Below are 1459 nucleotides of genomic sequence, written 5' to 3' on the forward strand. Positions count from 1 at the left end.
CCCGCCCCCCCCCCCCCCCCCGCCCGGGCGCCGGGGGAGCCGCCGCCAGCACCCCGCGGGCGACCAGCAGCCGGTCGGCCGCGGCACCGGCCGCCGCGGCGGCCAGGATGGCCAGCCCGCCGGCGCGCAGCACCGCCGTGTACGCGTCCGCATCGGAGTGTGCGGGCGTCAGCGCGGTGATGGCGGCCGCGGCGCCGGCCAGCGCGACCGCGCCCAGGGTCACCAGGCAGGTCAGCACCACCCCGGACGCCTCGCCCGCGCGCGCCGGCGGGACGACCTGCTGGGTCGCCACGCTGGCGAAGGTCCAGCCGAGCCCGAGGCCCAGGCCGCACCAGGCGAACACCGGCACGTACAGCCACAGCGCGGACACCGCGGAGAGCGCCACCATGCCGCTGCCGGCCACCGCGGCCGCCAGCACCATGACCGCGGTCGGGCGCAGCCGGGTCGCCAGCCGGCCGCCGATCGGCCCGGTGAGCGCCACCATCAGGGCCGGCGCGAGGAAGACCGTGCCGGCGGCGAGCGCCGACAGCCCCCGGATCTCCTGGAGTTGCAGCGTCGCGAGGAAGACGGTGACGGCGTATCCCATGTTGCACACCGAGCCGACCGCGGTGACCAGGTCGAACGGAACGTTGCGGAAGATCGCGAGGTCGACCAGCGGATGCGCGGTGCGCCGCTCCCGCCGGACGAACAGCGCCCCAGCGGTCGCGGACACCGCCAGCAGCCCGAGCGTGCGCGCGCCGGTCCAGCCCCAGTCGGCGCCCCGCTCGACCGCGAGGGTCAGCGCGGCCAGGCAGACCACCACCGCCAGGCACCCCGGCAGGTCGATCCGGCGCGGCGCAGACTCGTCGCGGGAGTCCGGCACGGAGACCAGCGCGACCGCCAGCGCGAGGCCGCTGATCGGCGCGAGCAGCCAGAAGATCCACCGCCAGCCCGGGCCCTCGGTGAGGCCGCCGCCGACGAACGGGCCCAGCGCCGTACCGAGGTTGGCGATGCCGAACGCGGCGCCCAGCGCCCGGGCCCGCCCGTGCGCGGGGAAGGTGTTGCTGACCACCGACACCGAGGTCGGGAAGACCAGCGCGGCGCCGACACCCTGCACGATCCGGAACGCCACCAGCAGGCCCAGCCCGGGCGCGGCCGCACAGCCCACGGACGCACCGGCGAACAGCGCGAGCCCGGCGAGCAGCACCGGCCGCCGTCCGAAGACGTCGCCGAGCCGGCCGCCGACGATGAAGAAGCAGCCGATCGCGAGCATGTACGCCGACAGCGTCCACTGCGCGGCGGTCGCGCCGACCCCCAACTCCTCGGCGATGCCGGGGATCGCCAGGTTCAGCGCGAAGAAGTCGACCTGGATGCAGAAGAGCGCGAGCGAGACCGCGGTCAGGGCGCCGGCCCGGACCGCCCGGCCGAGCTCCCGGGCCATCGTGCGCTCCTCTCCCCGTCCCGATCAGTGCGGTGCGCC

Annotated in this window: 1 protein-coding gene; it reads right to left on the minus strand. The window is 77.0% G+C overall.

Annotated elements, in window-relative coordinates; all coding sequences use genetic code 11:
- Positions 1–1420: MFS transporter (locus ACFV0G_RS39320; protein WP_380558715.1), on the minus strand; the 1420-nt coding region annotated here is incomplete at its 3' end.
- Positions 1421–1459 lie beyond the last annotated feature (39 nt).

It is taken from the genome of Kitasatospora sp. NPDC059571 (assembly GCF_042735675.1).
In the GTDB taxonomy this organism is placed as follows: Bacteria; Actinomycetota; Actinomycetes; order Streptomycetales; family Streptomycetaceae; genus Kitasatospora.